At 75.6% G+C, this 18,273-nt stretch carries 14 protein-coding genes; 9 read left to right on the top strand and 5 right to left on the bottom strand.

The features are described from left to right. Positions 1-13: 13 nt before the first annotated feature. Positions 14-850 (bottom strand): class I SAM-dependent methyltransferase, encoded by an 837-nt coding sequence (locus ACGH2B_RS26100; RefSeq protein ID WP_399094700.1) that lies wholly within the window; start codon positions 848-850, stop codon positions 14-16. A 192-nt stretch (positions 851-1,042) separates the two neighbouring features. Between ACGH2B_RS26100 and aroQ the strand changes: the two genes are divergently transcribed. Both aroQ and ACGH2B_RS26110 read left to right on the top strand, forming a co-directional pair. Next, a complete protein-coding gene (gene aroQ / locus ACGH2B_RS26105) occupies positions 1,043-1,786 on the top strand; it encodes a gamma subclass chorismate mutase AroQ (RefSeq protein WP_399094703.1) in 744 nt (247 codons plus the stop codon). 123 nt (positions 1,787-1,909) lie between these two features. After that, the gene (locus ACGH2B_RS26110) at positions 1,910-2,374 is read left to right on the top strand and encodes a hypothetical protein (RefSeq protein WP_399094706.1); all 465 of its coding nucleotides are present in this window, start codon (positions 1,910-1,912) and stop codon (positions 2,372-2,374) included. Between the two features lie 34 nt (positions 2,375-2,408). Here the strand turns inward: ACGH2B_RS26110 and ACGH2B_RS26115 are convergent, their stop codons facing one another. After that, on the bottom strand, positions 2,409-4,037 hold the full coding sequence (locus ACGH2B_RS26115; RefSeq protein WP_399094709.1) for an acyl-CoA synthetase: 1,629 nt from the start codon (positions 4,035-4,037) through the stop codon (positions 2,409-2,411). A 164-nt stretch (positions 4,038-4,201) separates the two neighbouring features. Between ACGH2B_RS26115 and ACGH2B_RS26120 the strand changes: the two genes are divergently transcribed. The 5 genes from ACGH2B_RS26120 (at position 4,202) to ACGH2B_RS26140 (ending at position 9,195) form a co-directional block, all read left to right on the top strand. Next, positions 4,202-5,002, top strand: a complete 801-nt coding sequence (locus ACGH2B_RS26120) for a crotonase/enoyl-CoA hydratase family protein (RefSeq protein ID WP_399094712.1) — start codon at positions 4,202-4,204, stop codon at positions 5,000-5,002. A gap of 89 nt (positions 5,003-5,091) precedes the next feature. Beyond that, positions 5,092-6,072 (top strand): Zn-ribbon domain-containing OB-fold protein, encoded by a 981-nt coding sequence (locus ACGH2B_RS26125; protein ID WP_399094715.1) that lies wholly within the window; start codon positions 5,092-5,094, stop codon positions 6,070-6,072. Next, positions 6,072-7,127 carry a thiolase domain-containing protein gene (locus ACGH2B_RS26130; RefSeq protein ID WP_399094718.1) on the top strand — a complete coding sequence of 352 codons (1,056 nt, stop codon included), beginning with the start codon at positions 6,072-6,074 and terminating at the stop codon, positions 7,125-7,127. The genes ACGH2B_RS26125 and ACGH2B_RS26130 overlap by 1 nt, the downstream gene beginning before the upstream one ends. Continuing rightward, entirely contained in the window at positions 7,124-8,287 is a 1,164-nt protein-coding gene (locus ACGH2B_RS26135; protein WP_399094722.1) for a thiolase domain-containing protein, read from the top strand. The genes ACGH2B_RS26130 and ACGH2B_RS26135 overlap by 4 nt, the downstream gene beginning before the upstream one ends. A 407-nt stretch (positions 8,288-8,694) precedes the next feature. Next, positions 8,695-9,195, top strand: coding sequence for a hypothetical protein (locus tag ACGH2B_RS26140; protein WP_399094725.1), 501 nt, complete (start codon positions 8,695-8,697; stop codon positions 9,193-9,195). A 50-nt stretch (positions 9,196-9,245) separates the two neighbouring features. Here the strand turns inward: ACGH2B_RS26140 and ACGH2B_RS26145 are convergent, their stop codons facing one another. Both ACGH2B_RS26145 and ACGH2B_RS26150 read right to left on the bottom strand, forming a co-directional pair. Beyond that, a complete protein-coding gene (locus ACGH2B_RS26145; RefSeq protein WP_399097343.1) occupies positions 9,246-11,258 on the bottom strand; it encodes an N-acetylmuramoyl-L-alanine amidase in 2,013 nt (670 codons plus the stop codon). A gap of 334 nt (positions 11,259-11,592) precedes the next feature. After that, the gene (locus ACGH2B_RS26150) at positions 11,593-12,723 is read right to left on the bottom strand and encodes an aminoglycoside phosphotransferase family protein (protein ID WP_399094729.1); all 1,131 of its coding nucleotides are present in this window, start codon (positions 12,721-12,723) and stop codon (positions 11,593-11,595) included. Between the two features lie 286 nt (positions 12,724-13,009). Here ACGH2B_RS26150 and ACGH2B_RS26155 point away from each other — a divergent pair, with 286 nt between their 5' ends. Continuing rightward, positions 13,010-14,557 carry a hypothetical protein gene (locus tag ACGH2B_RS26155; RefSeq protein ID WP_399094732.1) on the top strand — a complete coding sequence of 516 codons (1,548 nt, stop codon included), beginning with the start codon at positions 13,010-13,012 and terminating at the stop codon, positions 14,555-14,557. Positions 14,558-14,694: 137 nt separating this feature from the next. Here the strand turns inward: ACGH2B_RS26155 and ACGH2B_RS26160 are convergent, their stop codons facing one another. After that, on the bottom strand, positions 14,695-16,149 hold the full coding sequence (locus ACGH2B_RS26160) for a PP2C family protein-serine/threonine phosphatase (RefSeq protein ID WP_399094735.1): 1,455 nt from the start codon (positions 16,147-16,149) through the stop codon (positions 14,695-14,697). Between the two features lie 357 nt (positions 16,150-16,506). Between ACGH2B_RS26160 and ACGH2B_RS26165 the strand changes: the two genes are divergently transcribed. Beyond that, positions 16,507-17,931 (top strand): HEAT repeat domain-containing protein, encoded by a 1,425-nt coding sequence (locus tag ACGH2B_RS26165; protein WP_399094738.1) that lies wholly within the window; start codon positions 16,507-16,509, stop codon positions 17,929-17,931. Positions 17,932-18,273 lie beyond the last annotated feature (342 nt).

The following is an 18,273-nucleotide window of genomic DNA, read 5'->3' on the forward strand; positions in this document are numbered from 1 at the left end:
CACCCGCCCCGCGTCACTCCGCCCGGATCGCCCTGCCCAGCAGCGCCACGGCGGGCAGGGCCACGAAGCCGTCGCCCACCGCGTGGGCGGCCACCTTCCGGTCGTAGATCCGGCGTACCGCCGCGCGGGAGGCGGCGTCGAGGCGGCTCATGACCGTCCCGGTCATCGGGGTGCCGGCCGTGACGTCGTCCCACCACCGGCCGGGGTCGACGCGGTGCAGCAGCCGTACGGTCTCGACGTCGGTGTCCGCGAAACCGGCCGCGTCCAGCAACCGGAGGAAGGCCGCGGGCCGTTCGGCGGCGTCGTACCCGGCGAGGAACGGCGCGGTCTCGGGCGCCTCGGCGGGCCGCGGCACCCCCGACTCCGCCAGCGCCTCCCCGAACAGCGCCAGCGCCCGCATCGCCTCCTGGTTCCAGCAAGTCAGCGCGGCCCGCCCGCCCGGTGCCAGCACCCGGTGCGCCTCCGCGAGGCCCGCGGCCGGATCCCCCAGGTGGTTGATGACGAAGTTGCCGGTCACGGCGGTGAACTCCCCGTCGGCGAACGGCAGCGCGTCGAGGAGGGCGACGCGGACGTCGAGCCCGGGGACCGCGGCCGCCGCGAGCGTGGCCATCTCCGGGGAGGCGTCCACCGCCGTCACCTCCGCGCCGCGCCCCAGCGCCGCGGCCGCCACCGGGCCGGGACCGCACCCCACGTCCAGCAGCCGGGTGCCGGGCCCGACACCCGCGGCGTCCAGCAACGGCGTGACGAACCGGGCGCTGAGCCGGGCGAACCCCTCGCGGTACGCCGCGCCGCGCCCGGCCCACCCCTCCCGCTCGAACCGGTCGAACGACTCCGCGTCCCAGGTGACCATGGCCGCTCCCGCCTCTCCTCGATGGCCGTTCATCGTGGCAGCCGGTGCGGCCCGACGGCCACCGGGCACCCCCTGTGACCGGCCGGGCGGAACGGTGCCCGGCCGGTCCGGCGGGCCCGTAAGCTCATCGCCCCGGTCCGGGTGCGGTCGCCGGTGCGGCCCCCGGCACCATCCTCCGAGAAAGGCCGAAAGGTGCGACTGACCCCCTCGACGCGTCGCCTCCTGCCCGCCGCCGCGAGCGCGGCGCTCCTCCTCGCCGGGGCGGGCGGCGCCCAGGCAGCCCCCGCGACGACCCCCGCGACGGCGGGAGCGCACACCGCCCCGTCGCACGCCGTCCGGGCCCCGGGCGCGCCGTCCGCGGCGACCTCCACCGGAGCCCCGGCCCAGGATGCGCCCGCTCGGACGGCGTCCGCCTCCGCGATGCCGGTCCAGGGCATGGCCGCCCCCGCCCCGTACCGCCGACTCCGGTCGCTCGCCGCGCTGTCCGCCGAGCGGGCCGCGCTCGGCGATCTGGTCGCGGCGGCCAAGTGGGGCACCGGCGGGCCGATCGACGATCCGGCGCGGGAGCGGGAGGTGCTGGACGCCGTCGCCGCGCAGGCCGAGCGGCTCGGCGCCGATCCGGCGGCCACCCGGCGGATCTTCCGCGACCAGATCGAGGCGAGCAAGGTGGTGCAGCGCGGGCTGTACCGCGTCTGGACGGCGGACCCGGCGCGGGTCCCGCAGGAGCGGCCCGATCTGGCGAAGGTCCGCGGCGAGATCAACCGCGTCAACGAGGCGCTGGTCCGCGCCGTCGCCGCCTCCCCGGAAGCCCGCTCCGCGCCGTACTGCCCGGTGTTTCTGGGCGTGGCCGCCACCGAGGTGCGGTACGAGCAGCGGCTGGACGCCCTGCACACCCGGGCGTTGGGGCGCGCGGTGCGTTCGGTGTGCGGGGGCTGACGGGCCGAGGCCCGAGAGCCGGGGGGCGTGCCGAGGCGGCGCCGGCACCCTCGTGCGCAGGGGGCTGACGGGTACGCACCCACCGGGCTTCCGGCGCCCCGCTGCCCGGGGAGGTTCCGCCCCATGAGCTGGATGACCTTGCTGACGACCGTACTGGGAGCGGCGATCGCGAGGGGGAGCGCGCTGCTGGTCGAGCACCGGCGCGGGCGGCGGGAACGGGCCGACGAGTGGGACATGACGCGGCGGCAGCTCCACCGCGACTTCCTCGCGGTGTCGGCCCGGGCGAGAAACGATCTCCGCGTGCCCGCCCGGGAGGCCGACCGGCCGCCTGCCGAACGGGGACACCGGGCGCGGGAGGCGTGCGCCGACGCCCACGGCCCGCGCCACGAGATGGAGATCATGGCGCCGCCCGCGGGCGCCGTCGCCGTCTTCCGCGCCCTGCGGGACCTCCGGGACGGCACAGCCGACGGTGCCGTGGCGGGCGACGCCGCCTACGAACGGCTCACCGGCGCCTACAACGACGCCTTCGGCGCCCTCCGCGCGGCGATGCGGCGCGATCTGGCCCCGGACGGCGTACCGGCCCCGTGACCCGGCCGGTCCGGGCACGGCCCGCCGAGGCCCCTCATCCCTCGCCGCCTTCCGCCGCCACCGCCTTCGCCCACCGGTAGTCCGCCTTGCCGCTGGGGGAGCGCCGGATCCGCTCGGTGACGACCACGGTGCGGGGGATCTTGTACCCGGCGAGGCGGGAGCGGCAGTGGGCGCGTACCGCATCGGTGTCCAGGGGAGCCGCGCCCGGCCGGAGTTGGACGACGGCCGCGACCCGGCTGCCCCAGCGGGCGTCGGGAACGCCCGCCACCAGCGCGTCGTAGACGTCCGGGTGGGCCTTGAGCGCCTGCTCGACCTCCTCCGGATAGATCTTCTCGCCGCCGGAGTTGATGCACTGCGAACCGCGGCCCAGGACGGTGACGACGCCGTCCGCGTCGACGGTGGCCATGTCGCCGAGCAGCACCCAGCGGTCGCCGTCCGCCTCGAAGAACGTCTCGGCGCTCTTGACCGGGTCGTTGTAGTAGCCCAGCGGCACATGGCCGCGCAGCGCGATCCGGCCCACCTCACCGGGCGCGACCGGCCGCCGCGTCGCCGGATCGACCACCGCCGTCCGCGGGTTGACCCGGACCCGGAAGCCCCGGTCGGGCCCGGAGTCGTCGGTCGCCGTGCCGTTGAAACCGGACTCCGACGAGCCGAAGTTGTTGAGCAGCGTCGCCTGCGGTACCAGCGCGGTGAACTGCGCGCGGACCGTCTCCGACAGCACCGCGCCGGAGCTGGAGACGCTGAACAGCGAGGAGCAGTCGGTGCCGCGCAGCGGACCGGCGAGCGCGTCGGTCAGCGGCCGCAGCATCGCGTCACCGACCAGCGAGACGCTGGTGACCTTCTCCCGCGCCACGGTCCGCAGCACCTCCTCGGGTACGAACTTGCGGTGCAGGACGACCTTCTGGCCGAAGTGGAAGGCGATGAATGCGGTCAGCGTGGACGTGCCGTGCATCAGCGGCGGCGTCGGGAAGAAGACGATGCCCTCACCCCCGGCGGCCACCCGCTCCGCGACCTCCTCCGGCCGCGTCACCGGCTCACCCGTGGGGGCGCCGCCGCCCATGCCGGAGAAGAACAGGTCCTCATGGCGCCAGAGCACGCCCTTGGGCATCCCGGTGGTGCCGCCGGTGTAGATGATGAACCGGTCGTCGCCGGAGCGCGGGGCGAACCCGCGCTCCGGCGACCCGGCCGCCTCCGCGTCGGCGAGCGCCACCGGCACCGGCTCCGGCACCGGCGCCCCCGCGGGCGCCTGCCCGACCCGTACGAGATGGCGCAGTCCGGGCGCGTGCGGGGCGGCGGCGGCCACCCGCGCGGTGAACTCGCCGTCGAAGACCAGCGCCGCCAGGTCGGCGTCCCGGTAGAGGTAGGCCAACTCGTCCGCCACGTAGCGGTAGTTGACGTTGACGGGCGTGGCGCGGATCTTCAGGCAGGCGTAGAGGGTCTGGAGGTACTCGACGCCGTTGTAGAGGTGGAGCCCGACGTGGTCGCCGGGGCCGACTCCCTGACCGGCGAGGTGGTGGGCGAGGCGGTTGGCCGCGCGGTCCAGCTCCGTGTAGGTCAGCCGCCGTTCGGCGCCGCTGCCGGGGTGGTCGATGTAGACCAGCGCCTCGCGGCCGGGGACCGCGTCGGTGATCGATTCGAAGAGGTCGGCCAGGTTGTACTCCACGTCTCCTCCAGACCGTGCCGGGCGGCGGCTCGGCGGCCATTAGAGCGGCGCCCGCGGCAGCAGGGAAGGGCTCCGGCCAAGAAATCTGACTGGGTGTCAGAAAACTCTTGAAGTCGCCGTACCGCTCCTGCACCCTGTTCTGCGTCCACAGACGGGAGACGGACATGGGCGGGACGGAACACCTCACCGTGCACCGCGAAGGGGCGACCCTGGTGCTCACCCTCGACCGGCCGGAGGCGAAGAACGCGCTCTCCCTGCCGATGCTGGTCGGCCTGTACGACGGCTGGCGCGCCGCCGACGAGGACGACACGATCCGCTCGATCGTGCTCACCGGCGCCGGCGGCACCTTCTGCGCGGGCATGGACCTCAAGGCCCTCGCCGGCGACGGCATGACCGGCGAGCACTACCGCGAACGGCTCCGCGAAGACCCCGACCTGCACTGGAAGGCGATGCTGCGCCACCACCGCCCCCGCAAACCGGTCATCGCCGCCGTCGAGGGCCACTGCGTCGCCGGCGGCACCGAGATCCTCCAGGGCACCGACATCCGCGTCGCCGGGGAGAGCGCCGTCTTCGGCCTCTTCGAGGTCGCCCGGGGACTCTTCCCGATCGGCGGCTCCACCGTCCGCCTGCCGCGCCAGATCTCCCGCACCCACGCCCTGGAGATGCTGCTCACGGGCCGCCCCTACCCGGCGTCCGAGGCCGCCCGGATCGGCCTGATCGGCCATGTCGTCCCCGACGGCGGGGCACTGGCGAAAGCCCTGGAGATCGCCGGACGGATCAACGCCTGCGGCCCGCTCGCCGTGGAGGCGGTCAAGGCGTCCGTGTACGAGAGCGCCGACCTGTCCGAGGCGGACGGCCTCGCCGCCGAACTCGCCCGGGGCCGGCCGGTCTTCGACACCGCCGACGCCAAGGAGGGCGCGCGGGCCTTCGCCGAGAAGCGCCCGCCCGTCTTCCGGCGCGCCTGACCGCACCGCGCACCCGGCCCGCGCCCCACCGCCGGAAGCACCCGCCGCACCCCGCGCGCCCCGGCCCCGCGCCCACCCAAGGAGCCCGCATGCCAGAGGTCACGCCCGAGCCCGCCGCACCCGCGGACACCCTCACCGCACCCCTCGTCGTGGAGTTCCCCTTCACCCGCTCCCTCGGCCCCGTCCGCGGCGCCTTCCTGACCGGGCTGCGCGAACGCACCGTCCTCGGCATCCGCACCGCCGGCGGCCGCACGCTCGTCCCGCCCACCGAGTACGACCCGGAGACCGGCGACGAACTGCGCGACCTCGTCGAGGTCGCCCCCACCGGCACCGTCACCACCTGGGCCTGGAACCCCGCCCCGCGCCGCGGCCAGCCGCTGGCCACGCCCTTCGCCTGGGTCCTCGTCCGCCTCGACGGCGCCGACACCGCCCTGCTGCACGCCCTGGACGTCCCCGGACCCGACGCCGTCCGCACCGGGATGCGCGTCCGCATCCGCTGGGCCGCCGAACGCACCGGAGCCGTCACCGACATCGCCTGCTTCACCCCGGACGACGGGCCCGCGCCCGAACCCGCCGAACCGGCCCCGCACAGCGGCGAGTTCACCGACCCCGTCACCGGCGTCACCCTTCCCGCCCGGCTCGACTACACCTACGCGCCCGGCCGCGCCCACTCCCGCTACCTGAGCGGCCTCGCCGAACGCCGCACCCTCGGCGAGCGCTGCCCGGCCTGCCGCAAGGTCTACGTCCCGCCCCGGGGCGCCTGCCCCACCTGCGGCGTCGCCACCACCGAGCAGGTCGAGGCCGGCCCCCGCGGCACCGTCACCACCTTCTGCATCGTCAACATCAAGGCCCGCAACCTCGACATCGAGGTCCCCTACGTCTACGCCCACATCGCCCTCGACGGCGCCGGACTGCCGCTCCACGCCCGCATCGGCGGCATCCCGTACGACCAGGTCCGCATGGGCCTGCGCGTCGAACCGGTCTGGCGCGACGGCAGCCGCTACCCCGACCACTACCGGCCCACCGGCGAACCCGACGCCGCCTACGACAGCTACAAGGAGCTGATCTGATGCCGGCCCCGGCCCGCGACATCGCCGTCGTCGCCTTCGCCCAGAGCGACCACACCGCCGACAGCCGCGAGGTCTCCGAGGCGGAGATGGTCCTGCCCGTCCTCCACGACGTCCTGACCGCCACCGGCCTCAAGGCCCGCGACATCGGCTTCACCTGCTCCGGCTCCTGCGACTACCTCGCCGGCCGCGCCTTCTCCTTCACCATGGCCCTCGACGCCGTCGGCGCCTGGCCGCCGATCGCCGAATCCCACGTCGAGGCGGACGGCGCCTGGGCGCTGTACGAGGCATGGGTCGCCCTCCTCACCGGCGAGGCCGACACCGCCCTCGTCTACGCCTACGGCAAGTCCTCCCCGGGCGATCTGCGCGAGGTCCTCACCCGCCAGCTCGACCCGTACTACCTCGCCCCGCTGTGGCCCGACTCCGTCGCCCTCGCCGCCCTCCAGGCCCAAGCCCTCCTCGACGCGGGCTTGACCTGCGACGACGAACTGGCCGCCGTCGCCGCCCGGTCCCGCGCCGCCGCCGCGGACAACCCGCACGCCCAACTGCGCGGCGCCCGCCCGCAGGGCGACCACATCGTCGCCCCGCTGCGCCGCGGCGACTGCGCGCCCATCGGCGACGGCGCCGCCGCCGTGATCCTCGCCGCCGGCGACCGGGCCCGCGAACTGTGCGCACGTCCCGCCTGGATCCGCGGCATCGACCACCGCGTCGAGGCGCACTCCCTCGGCGTCCGCGACCTCACCGCCTCGCCCTCCACCCGCCTCGCCGCCGAGCGCGCCGGCGCCTTCGACCGCCCCGCCGACCTCGCCGAACTGCACGCCCCGTTCACCTCCCAGGAGGTGATCCTGCGCCGCGCCCTGCGGCTCGGCGACGACACCGCCGTCAACCCCTCCGGCGGCGCGCTCGCCGCCAACCCCGTCATGGCCGCCGGCCTGATCCGCATCGGCGAGGCCGCCGCCCGCATCCAGCGCGGCGAATCCGCCCGCGCCCTCGCCCACGCCACCTCGGGCCCGTGCCTGCAACAGAACCTCGTCGCCGTCCTGGAGGGGGAGTCATGAGCAAGGAGCCCGTGGCCGTCGTCGGCATCGGCCAGACCGCCCACGTCGCCGCCCGCCGCGATGTCTCGCTCGCCGGACTCGTCCGGGAGGCCGCCCGCCGCGCCCTCGACGACGCCGCCCTCGACTGGCGCGACATCGACGCCGTCGTCCTCGGCAAGGCCCCCGACTTCTTCGAGGGCGTCATGATGCCGGAACTCTTCCTCGCCGACGCGCTGGGCGCCACCGGGAAACCCCTGATCCGGGTGCACACCGCCGGCTCCGTCGGCGGCTCCACCGCACTGGTCGCTGCGGGCCTCGTCGCCGCCCGCGTCCACCGCACTGTCCTCACCCTCGCCTTCGAGAAACAGTCCGAGTCCAACGCCATGTGGGGCCTGTCCCTGCCCGTCCCCTTCCAGCAGCCGCTGCTCGCCGGCGCGGGCGGCTTCTTCGCCCCGCACGTCCGCGCCTACATGCGCCGCAGCAAGGCCCCCGACACCATCGGCTCCCTCGTCGCGTACAAGGACCGCCGCAACGCCCTGAAGAACCCCTACGCCCACCTCCACGAGGCCGATCTCACCCTGGAGAAGGTCCAGGCGTCCCCCATGCTCTGGGACCCCATCCGCTACTCCGAGACCTGCCCCTCGTCCGACGGCGCCTGCGCGATGGTCCTCACCGACCGCACCGGCGCCGCCCGCTCCCCGCACCCGCCCGCCTGGCTGCACGGCGGGGCGATGCGCAGCGAGCCCACCCTCTTCGCCGGCAAGGACTTCGTCTCCCCGCGCGCCGGCCGCGACTGCGCCGCCGACGTCTACCGCCAGGCCGGCATCACCGACCCGCGCCGCGAGATCGACGCCGTCGAGATGTACGTACCGTTCTCCTGGTACGAGCCGATGTGGCTGGAGAACCTCGGCTTCGCCGCCGAGGGCGAGGGCTGGAAACTCACCGAGTCCGGCGTCACCGCCCTCGACGGCGACCTGCCCGTCAACCCCTCCGGCGGCGTCCTCTCCACCAACCCCATCGGCGCCTCCGGCATGCTCCGCTTCGCCGAGGCCGCCCTCCAGGTACGCGGCCGCGCCGGGGAGCACCAGATCGACGGCGCCCGCCGCGCCCTGGGCCACGCCTACGGCGGCGGCGCCCAGTTCTTCTCGATGTGGCTGGTCGGCGACGAGCCACCGGGATGAGCGGGGGCGGGAGGACGGCACCCGGGCCCTCCTGCCCCCGCAGCCGCAGCCGCAGCCGCAGCCCCGCCCGGCCGGGCCGCCGGGACTCGGCCGCACCCGCCCGGCCGGGACCGGCGCACCCCTCCGGCCCGGAGCCCGGCCGGTGTACCGCCCGGGGCCCGGCCCGTGTACCGCCCGGGGCCCGCCGCCCGGCCCGTGTGCCGCCCGGGGCCCGCCGCCCGGCCCGTGTGCCGCCCGGGGCCCGCCGCCCGGCCCGTGTGCCGCCCGGGGCCCGCCGCCCGGCCCGTGTGCCGCCCGGGGCCCGCCGCCCGGCCCGCGCGCCGCCCCGCACCCGAGGCCCCCGCCCGGCCCGCCGGGGGCCCGCCTCCGGGTCCGCCCACCGCTGTCCGGACACGTACGATGGCGGCATGTCCTTCCTCCGCCGCCGCAGCGCAGCCACGCCCGCCGGGCCTGACTTCGACGTCCTCGCCATGGATCCCGGGGACTGGCCGGGCAACCTCGGAGCCGGGCTGCTGCCCGCCCCCGACGGCACCTGCCAGGGCGTCTTCCTCCGCTACGACCTGTTCGGCGGCCGCGGCCCCGCGATGATCATCGGGAATCTCCCGGAGGGCTCCCCGGCCCGCGAGCTGGACGACGGCGAGGTGCCGTTCGAGGTCGCCCAGCTCCTGGCGGCGCTCGGCAACGACGAGCCGGTGGAGGTCGTCGAGAGCGAGGACACCCCCGTCATGCACGACGACAACCTCCTCATCGTCAAGCGCATCAAGTGCTCCGAAAGCCGCATCTCCTGCGCCCAGTTCGACCGCAGCGACGGCGTGCTGGTCACCATCGCGAGCTGGGACCGTCCGATCACCGACGACCTCTACGCCCTCCTCAAGCCGCTGCCGGCCGAACTCTTCCAGCAGCACTGAACGGCGAAGGGCCGGGAGCGGACCACCGCCCCCGGCCCCCGTGCGGGTGCCTACGCCCCGCCCCGCCGCACGTCCACATCCGCGGCCCGCACATACCCGATCCGGTGCCCCACCTGGATCACGTAGTACCGGTCCTCGCCCCGCACCACGGCGTGGGTGGCCGTGTCGAAGCCGGGCGCGAAGAAGTAGTCCCCGCGCACACTCCCGCCGGTCGCGTACCGCTCCCCGGCGTGCAGCAGGTACGGCAGCGGCGACACCTCCTGCACCGGCACGCCCGCCGGATACGCCGCCTTCTCCGGGTACGCCCGCCCGTAGACCGGGATCGTCGCCCGCCCCGCCTTCGGCGTCACCGTCGCCCCCGCCGTACGGAAGGCCGTGGGGCGCTTCGCCGGGTTCTCGAACCACGCCCGCTGCCCGAGGTACCAGATCGCCGTCCAGTCGCCCCGCTGCCCGGCGAACGCGAACCGCTGACCGGTGCTGGCCCGCGCCCCCACATCGTTGACATCGGTCGTCGACGCACTGCCGTCCGGCCGCAGCCCCACGTCCTTGACCAGCGCCGCGTCCGCGTCCGGCGCGACGCGCAGCCGCACCGCCTCCGACCCGTGCGCGGCACACGGCGCGCCCGCCTTCTCACACCCCGTGTACGGCGGCCGGTTCGCCGCGTAGTCCGGCCGGATCAGGACGAGATCGCCCGCCGCCCGCTTCTGCGCCGCGAACGGCTTGCCCAGCAGCGTGAAGTAGTGCGCCCAGTCCCAGTACGGACCGGGGTCGGTGTGCATCCCCGGGATCGCCGACGTCTGTGTCCCCGGCACGTTGTCGTGCCCCAGGATGTGCTGCCGGTCCAGCGGCACCCCGTACTTCCGGCTCAGATACGTCACCAGCCGCGCCGAGCTGCGGTACATCGCCTCCGTGTACCAGGCGTCGGGAGCCGCCAGGAACCCCTCGTGCTCGATGCCGACGGAGTGGGAGTTGATGTACCAGTTCCCGGCCTGCCAGGCGACGTCCTTCGTCGGCACGTGCTGGGCGATCAGCCCGTCCGCCGAGCGGACCGTGTAGTGCCACGACACATACGTCGGATCCTGGACCAGCTTCAGCGACGTCTCCCACGACCCCTCGGTGTCATGGATGACGATCGTGTCGACCTCGATATCCCTCGGCCGGTCGGCCTTGTCGTGGTTGCCGTAGTCGTCGTCCCCGAACCTCTCGTACGGCGCCGGGACCGACTCGCACGCCACCGACGCCGGGCACTCGGGCCGCGCCGCCGGTACGGCCGCCCGCCGCCCCGCCGAGGCGATACGTTCCGCCTGCGCGGCGTCCGGGCGCAGCGCGGGCTGCGCCGCCAGCGTCACCCGCTGCCCCGCGTCCGTCGTCCGCGCCTGCCCCCGCCGCAGCGTGTCGAAGACCTCGTCGGCGAAGACCCGCCCGCCGGACGCGTCGCCCGCCCCGGCGTACCGCGCCACCGCCGCGTACCAGCCCGCCGGACCGGCGTCGCGCGCGGCCCCCTGCGCACGCTGCTCCGCGGCGAGCAGCGCCGCGCCGCCGAGCACGTTCGCCGCCGGATCGCTGCGCAGCTTCGCCGCCGGGATGCCGGTCAGCTCCGCCGCCCGCGGCAGCGTCCGCAGCCGCGCGGGCAGTTCGGCGGGCAGCCGCCGCGGCGCGGCCGCCCGGCGCCCGGCGGCGACCGGCCGCGCGGCGTCGCCCCGCGGATCACCGTCCGCCTCGCCGCCGCGCGCCACCGTCCGGGCCACCGCCGCGCGGGCGTCCGTCAGATGCATCGGCCCGTACCCGCCGTCCACGCTGGGCGTCCCGCCGTGCGCGTCCCAGCGGGACTCCAGATAGGCGACGCCCAGCAGCACGCTGCTCGGTACGTGGTAACGGGCGGCGGCCTCGGTGAAGGCCCGCTGGAGGCTGTCCGCCGCGGGCTCGGCGGCCCCGGCCGGTCCGGTGGCGGACACCAGCGGCAGCAGCAGCGCCCCGGCGGCGAGGGCCGTCGCGGTGCGGCGTGCGGCCGGGCGGGAGGCGCGCCGCCCGCCCTCCGGCCCGTCGCTCCGGTCTCTTCGCAGTCTTCGCAAGGCAACCTCCTGGGACCGGCCCCGGCCGGGGCGTTGTGACGGGTGATGCGCAGACGTCCGAACGGGACGGGACTCGCTCCGCGAGCCCGACCGGCCTAGAGGTATCGGCTGTCCGACCATCCGTCAATCACCCGGCCACCGCGGGATTTCGCATGTCAGCGCGGTACGGAGGCAGTCTTCCCGGGATCGGCCCGCGGCCTGCGGGGCGTCAGTGGAATGGACCAGTGACGGCCGCGTCACCGGCGCCGGAGCCCGCGCGCCCTCAACCCCGCACGGCGGAGGGGCGGCGCACCCTTCCGGATGCGCCGCCCCTCCGTCCGACCGCTCAGCGGGTGCCGACCGCCGCCCGTACCGCCCGCCGGGCCATCTGGGAGTCGTCGTGCAACCGCCGCAGCAACAGCCGCTGTTCCTCCCCCGCCGACAGGGCGCCGGGCACGCCCGCCGCCGGTGTGCCCTCCGGCACCGGCTCCCGCATCGTGCGCTGCACCGCGCTCTCGTACCGCTGGATCTCCCGCGTCAGCACCAGCATCAGATTGACCAGGAACGCGTCCCGCGCCGCCGGGCCCGCCGCCTGCGCCAGTTGACTGATCTGCCGGCGCGCCCCGGGCGCCTCACCGAGCTGCGCCCACAGCGTCGCCAGGTCGTAGCCCGGCAGGTACCACCCGGCGCTGTCCCAGTCGAGGAGCACCGGGCCCATCGGCGACAGCAGGACGTTGTTGAGCAGCGCGTCGCCGTGCGAGAACTGGCCCTGACCGTGCGGGATACCGCGCAGCAGCTTGTGCAGATCGTCCAGGTCCCGGTCGGTCAGCAGCCCCGACGCGTGGTGCCGGGCGATCCGGCGCCCGTAGTCCAGCGGCGCGTCGAAGAGTCCGGGCGGCGGCCGCCAGAGGTTGACCCGGCAGATCGCGCCGAGCGCCGCGCGCACGTCCCCGCGCGCCGGAGCCTCGGAGGGGTGGCGCTGGAGGGCGGCGACGCGGCCCGGCATCCGCTCCACCACCAGCGTGCAGTTGTCCGGGTCGGCGGCGACCAGCCGCGGCACCCGCACCGGGGGACGGTGCCGGACGAACGCCCGGTACGCCACTATTTCCTGCCGGAACCGCTCGACCCAGGCCGGGGAGTGGTCCAGTAAACACTTCGCGACCGCCGTGGTCCGCCCCGTCGTGCCGACCAGTAGCACCGACCGGCCGCCGCGCCGCAGCACCTGCACCGGGTGGAACTCCGGGCAGATGCGGTGCACCGAGGCGACGGCGGCACGCAGCGGGGCGCCCTGCGGGCCGGACAGATCGAGCCTCCCGCTCAGCGGCTGGGCGACCACACCCGCCCGCCGGACCCGGCCGCCCGCGAGCCCGGGCACCGTCTGCGCACCGGCGGCCGGATCGGGGTACGGCCGGCCGCCCGCGGGCTGGTGACGGTACGTCCGGACGGTGGCGGTCACGGCGGACGATGCTGCGTACATGGGTGAGACGGATCCCTTCGTGCGCCGACGAGTGGTGCGCTCCCGGCCCGGTGGCCGGAGCCGCCGTACGGACCTCGTGCAGAAGGCCGGTTCGGCGTGCCCCTGAAGCAGGGCTCGCACCCTGGGGAATGCGGCCTGACCACCGGGCCGGGGGCGGCACACCTACACAACACACGGGCGCGGGTGGCAGACCATGTGGCGCACCCTGGCGAACCCCTGGCGAATGCTCGCGGCCCATGTCAACGGCGGTTACTGTCAACGCAGTCGAGGAACCTGGGGGCTTGACGTGGGCAGGGAGCCGAACACCCGTCTCGCGGACCTTTTCGGACTGGCCGGCTGGTCCAAGGGCGAACTGGCGAGACTGGTCAACCGGCAGGCGGCGGCCATGGGCCATCCGCAGTTGGCGACCGACACCTCGCGGGTGCGGCGCTGGATCGACATGGGGGAGACCCCCAGAGATCCGGTGCCGAAGGTGCTGGCCTCCTTGTTCACCGAGCGCCTCGGCCGTGTCGTAACCACCGAGGATCTCGGGTTCGCCCGGAGCGGCCGTACGGGGAGACGGCAGTCCGACGACGGGCTGCCGTGGGCTCCCGAGCGGACCGCCGCGGTCCTCACGGAATTCACGGGAATGGACCTCATGCTCAACCGACGCGGTCTGGTGGGCGCGGGCGCGGCGCTCGCCGCGGGCTCCGCGCTGACCGGCGCCATGGACAACTGGCTGCACACCGACCCGGCACCGCGCTCCGGTGCCGCGGCACAACCCGACCCCCATCCCCTCACCGCCTCCGGCTTCGACTCCTCCCACCACTACGACCAGACCGGCCTCGACCGCTACGAGGCGGCGCCCGTCGGCTCCCAGGAGATCGACGCGCTGGAACGCTCCGTGGAGGTGTTCCGCGCCTGGGACGCCTCCCGCGGCGGCGGACTCCAGCGCAAGGCCGTCGTCGGCCAGCTCAACGAGGTCGGCGGCATGCTCGCCTACCACCACCCCGAACACCTCCAGCGCAGGCTGTGGGGGGTGGCGGCCAACCTCGCCGTACTGGCCGGCTGGATGTCCCACGACGTGGGTCTGGAGCCCACGGCGCAGAAGTACTTCGTCATCGCCGCACACGCCGCGCGCGAGGGCGGCGACCGGCCCCGCGCCGGTGAGGCGCTCTCCCGCGCCGCCCGCCAGATGGTCCACCTGGGCCGTCCGGACGACGCGCTCGACCTGATGCAACTGGCCTCCTCCGGCTCCGGCGAACAGGCGCTGCCCCGCACCCGCGCCATGCTGCGCACCATCGAGGCATGGGCCCACGCGGCCAAGGGCAACGGCCACGCCGTCCGCCACACCCTGGGCGAGGCCGAGGAACTGTTCGTCTCCGACAAGGGCGATGTGCCGCCGCCCAGTTGGATGCAGATGTTCGACGAGGCAGATCTGCACGGCATGGAGGCGCTGACCTACCGCACCCTCGCCGAACACGACCCGTCGGTCGCCGCCCTCGCGCAGTGCCACGCCAAACAGGCCCTCCAGCTACGGGAGAACGGCCGCCGCCGGGCGCAGATCTTCGACTACCTCTCGATGGCATCGGCCTGCTTCATCGGCGACGACCCCGAACAGGCCGACCGCTACGCCCGGTTGGCGCTGGCCGCCATCGGCGAGAACTCCTCGCACCGCACCTGGGACCGGCTCCGCGAGATGTACCGCCTCGCCGGGCAGTACGCCGGCAACGGCCGGATCAAGGAGCTGCGCGCGGAGATCGACGAGGTGATGCCGAAGCCGCGGGGCAAGGCGAAGGTGCCCGCCCCCGCGACCGCGCTCGACGCCCGTCTCGGCACGAACTTCTCGGTCTGAGCCGGTGAGGTACGCCGAGGGCTCCGCTACGGCCCGTACGCACCGGAGCAGACCGACGGCCGGGAGAGGCCGGGTGACCGCACCGCCGGATCCGGTCACCGCACACCGGCCCTCCCGGCCGGCCGTTCACGCCCGGCTCAACTGACCCGGGCGATCAGCAGACAGGCGTCGTCCTCCCGTGCGGTGGTGCCGAACTCCTCGACGGTGAGCCGGACGCACTCCTGGGCGTCCCGCGCCGCGGTGAAGCGCGGCGCCAGGCCGAGCAGCCGCTCGGTCGCCTCGTGCGCCGCGTCCGGGCCGTGCGCACGGCGCGGCAGCAGGCCGTCGGTGTGCAGCACCAGCAGATCGCCGGGGGCCAGCCGCTCGGTGCGCTGACCGTAGGCGGCGCCCGGGGTCGCCCCGAGGAGGACGCCCTCCGGCGGGTCCAGGGCGCGCCCCGCGCCGCCGCGGAACAGCAGCGGCGCGGGGTGGCCGGCCTGCGCCCACTCCAGCTCCCGGGTGGCCGGGTCGAACCGGCAGCAGACCGCGCTGCCCAGCGCGGGCTGGACGGCGGAGTCCAGGAGTTGGTTGAGGAAGCCCATCAGCGGCCCCGGGCGGTTCCCGGCCACCGCCATCCCGCGCAGCGCGCCCAGCACCATCGCCATCCCGGACGTCGCGCCGGCGCCGTGTCCGGTCAGATCGCCGACGCTCAACAGCGTGGTGGCGTCGGGGAGTTGCAGGGCGTCGAACCAGTCGCCGCCGATCAGGGCGCTGGTGTCGGCGGGGAGGTAGTGCCCGGCCAGATCGAGGGCGACCGGGCCGCCCTGCGGGAAGCGGAGCGGCCCGCGCCACGGCGGCAGCACCGCCTCCTGCAACTCGACCGCGAGCCGGTGCTCCGTCCGCGCCGCGTGCCGCCTGCGCTGGAGCGAGTCCCGGCTCTCGCGCACCGCCCGCTCACTGCGCCGCAGCTCGCTGACGTCCCGCAGCACCGCCCACATGCACGCCGTGGAGCCGTCCGCGTCCAGCACCGGCTCGCCGGTCATGTGCACCGTACGGACCCGGGTGTCGGGGCGTACGACGCGGAACTCGCCGTCGATGGGGCGGCCGTCCACCAGGCAGTCGGTGACCATCGTGGCCAGCCGCTGCTGGTCCTCGGCGAAGACCAGGGAGGGCAGCTCGTCGAGGGTCAGCGGGCCGTCGGAAGGCTCCCGGCCGAGGATGGCGAACAGCTCGCCGGACCAGTTGACCTCGTCGGTGAGGAGGTTCCACTCCGCGCTGCCCACCCGGCTCAGCAGCGAACCGCGCGGCGGCTCCTCCTCGGCGGGCGGCGCGAGCGGCCCGGCGTACCCGGTGCCGTCGGTCTCCTCCGGGGGCAGTCCCTCTCTGAGCTGGTCGAGGTGGCCGCCGAGATCGTCGAGGTGGTGGACGGCGAGGTCGCACAGCGCGCGCTGCCAGCGCCGCTGCGGATCGACGGGCGCGTCGTCGGTCGCCGACGACGCGCGGACGGCGTCGAGGCCACCGCGCAGCCGGCGGGCCTGGCTGATCAGGGCCTCGACCGTGTCACGCTCGGGTGGCTGGGCGGACGGGCGGTCCGCGAAGAGGGGGGACGGCATCGATTCTCCGAGATATGGCGGCGCCGGCCACGGCGGTCCTGTCCTGGCCGACAGAGCGCGCCCGGGGGCTGGTGTGAGGGCCGGGTAACGACTCTTGCACAGGCTGCGACGGTCTGTAAGTGATTTGGCATGACCCGATACGGCGTTGCGGTCGGCATATGCCCCCGGACCCGCTCGGGGGTCCCACCGGCCGAATCGGCGGAATGACAGATTCCGAGCTAGGCTGCGCCCGCCGTCGCGCTGCCGCGCCCACCGATCCACGCTGGGAACGACGCATACGGCCCGCGGTCACCGGCAAGAATGCCGGTCGGCGGAAATCCCGTTGCCAGCCAGTCCCCCGCACCGGATGCTGACCTCATGTTCGATCCAGACATAGCGCCCAGTGGCACCCTGCTCGGCCTCCTCCAGCGAGGCCGCGGCGACGGGACCCTGCACGCCCTCGCGGCGCCGCGGGCCGAGGCGCTCGCGGCGCTCGACGACTGCGTGCGGCGCGACGCCCGCCGCGACTGGCAGGTGGAGAACCGCTCCCTCTACTACGCGCGCCTCTACATGCAGCTCGACGGCGGACTCGACGCGATCGAACGGCACCTCTTCCACCCGGACGACGGCGTCGACACCGCCGAGGAGCGCACCGGCCTCGCCCTCTCCGTCCTCGGCCACCTCGCCGCGTACGGCCGGGACGCCGCCCGTCTGCTGCTGCGCGCCTACGCCGCCACGGGCAGCAACTGGCGGTGGGCCCTGGACGAGCTGGCACTCCGTGACGACGACGCGGGTCTGGCGGCCCTCGCCCCCGCCGTGCTCGCCCGCTTCCCCGCCACCGCCGAGGGCGACGCCGCGCTGGCCGCCGCCGTCCGCGACGCCTTCGAACCCCGCCCCTGGCGGCTGTGGGCCGAGGACCCGCGCCACGCGGCGCGCCTGGCCGCCGCCGGGGAGCAGGGCTCCTTCGACCGCTGGCAGCGGCAGTTGCGCCCGCGCGGACCGCGCCCCGGCTGGAGCGTCGCCGATGTCCTGCGCTGGGCGGAGGAGGGCGCGCCCGGCGCCGTGGAGCAGCGGTATCTCGCCGCCGCCCGCTGCCTGGGCGCCGTCGCCGTTCCCGAGGACCGCCCCGCGCTGCTGAGCGCCGCGCGGACCGGCCCGGACGCGGCCCGCGCCGCGGTCCTGCACCACCTCGCCGAGCGCGGTGACCCCGACGCCCTCGACCTCGTCGAGGCCACCGCCGGTGATCCGGCCGCGGGCGAGGTGCCCGTCGCCGCCGCGCTCACCGCCTTCGCCCGGATGCGTACCTCCGACGCCGTTCTCGCCCGCGCCCGCGGCTGGGCCCGCCGTGACGACCGGCTGGGCGCCGCCGCCGCGGCGGTCCTCGCCCGCCGCGGGGACGCCCGCGACGCCACGGCGGTGCTCGCCGCGCTGCGCCGTACGGTCCGCGCCGACGGCCCGGACGCCGGGGCGCTGCGGGATCTCGTCGACGGTGTCGGGCGGCTCGGTGTCGGCTGTGCGGCGCCGGTGCTGCGCCACGTCTACCGCGAGACCGCCTCCTCCGAGCTGCGGGGCCACGCCGCCGCCGCGCTCGCCGTGACCGACCCCGGCTTCGCCGCCGGGTTCGCCGTGGAATGCCTCTGGGACTGCGAGGAGACCACCCGGGAGCTGGCCGCCCGGCACGCCGCGACCGGCGACGCCCGGGTCGTCGAACAGCTCCGCCGCCTCGCCGCCGATCCGGCCGAGGAGGCCGAGGTGCAGACCGCCGTCCGCAGCCGGTTCGGACCGGACGCCTCCGCGGTCTGACCGGCCGTCTCCGTGGTTTCACCGGATGTCGCCGTGGTGTGAGGGGGTGGGCGCGGCGCCCCGGGCGTAGGCGGCCCGCGTACCGGTCTGTGCGCCGGGTCCGGTCCGTACGCCGGGTCCGGTCAGGTACGGAGCGGTGCGGTGCCGGTCGGCCGGTGGGTGTGGGGCCAGGAGCGCGGTGGGCGCCACGTCCGGGCGGTCTTCACCCGTGCGGTGTGCGGGCGGCGTGCCGCGCCCCTGGCGGTACGGGGCCGGCGCGCCGTGCCCCGGCCATGGCCCGCCCCGTCCTTCCGGCCCGTGTGGCCCGCCTCGCGCTTCCGCACTGGGGCGGCGCGCCCGCGG

The organism is Streptomyces sp. BBFR2, assembly GCF_044497305.1.
In the GTDB taxonomy this organism is placed as follows: domain Bacteria; phylum Actinomycetota; class Actinomycetes; order Streptomycetales; family Streptomycetaceae; genus Streptomyces.